We start from the raw sequence: 1009 nt of genomic DNA, 5'->3' as shown, positions 1-1009 counted from the left end.
GGGACTGTCAGGAATTCTGTGCGCGAGGCCGGTTTCGTCACTGGCCGACGAACCTTTCGCCGAAGACGACGGCGAACTGGGTCTTGGCCTCGAACCACTCGCGCGGCGGTCGTTTCCATTCCTCGGCCGCGTGGTTGAGCACCAGATATAGCAGTTTCATGGCCGCGTCGTCATTGGGGAAGTGGCCGCGCGTTCGAACGGCGCGACGCAGCTTGGAGTTCAATGCCTCGATAGCGTTGGTGGTATAGATGATGCGGCGCACGCTTTCGGGATAAGCGAAGAATGGCACGACGTGCTGCCAATTGCGCCGCCAACTCTGGGTGATGGCCGGATATCGCTGTCCCCAGTCGCCGTCCTCGAAGTCCTCCAGGGCCTTCATGCCGGCTTCGGCGTCCGCGGCCCTGTAGATTGCCCTGAGCGCCGGCACGACGGCCTTGCGGTCCTTCCACGACACGAACTCCAGCGAGTGGCGGATCAGGTGCACGATACAGGTCTGGACGGTCGTCTGGGGAAAGACGGCGCCGATCGCCTCGGGGAAGCCCTTGAGCCCGTCGACGACGGCGATCAGGATGTCGGCGACGCCACGGTTCTTCAGCTCGTTCATGACGCGCAGCCAGAACTTGGCGCCTTCGGTCTGCTCGATCCAGATGCCGAGGATCTCCTTGGCGCCGTCGGGCAGGATGCCGAGGGCAATGTAGATCGCCTTGTTGCGCACGAACCCTTCGTCCCTGATCTTGACCCGGATCGCGTCGAAGAAGACGAGTGGATAGACCGCATCGAGCGGCCGGTTCTGCCACTCGGCCACTTCCTCCAGGACCGCGTCGGTGACGGCCGAGATCAGGTCCGGCGACACGTCGATGCCGTAGAGCTCCTCCAGATGGCCGCGGATCTCGCGCACGCTCATGCCGCGCGCATACATCGAGACGATCTTGGCGTCGAAGTCGGGAAAGCGGCGCTGGTACCTGGCGATCAGCTTCGGATCGAAGCTTCCCGCACGGTCGCGCGGGAT

The 1009-nt window shown here is 63.7% G+C and carries 1 protein-coding gene; it reads right to left on the bottom strand.

What is annotated here, in order from left to right; all coding sequences use genetic code 11:
- Window positions 1-37: 37 nt before the first annotated feature.
- The coding region (locus EN818_RS30645; protein ID WP_135906215.1) for an IS256 family transposase at window positions 38-1009 on the bottom strand (972 nt) is incomplete at its 5' end.

Source organism: Mesorhizobium sp. M3A.F.Ca.ET.175.01.1.1, from assembly GCF_004791945.1.
In the GTDB taxonomy this organism is placed as follows: domain Bacteria; phylum Pseudomonadota; class Alphaproteobacteria; order Rhizobiales; family Rhizobiaceae; genus Mesorhizobium.
Note: the sequence above shows the minus strand (reverse complement) of the source record. Positions and strands in the feature narration are given on the sequence as shown.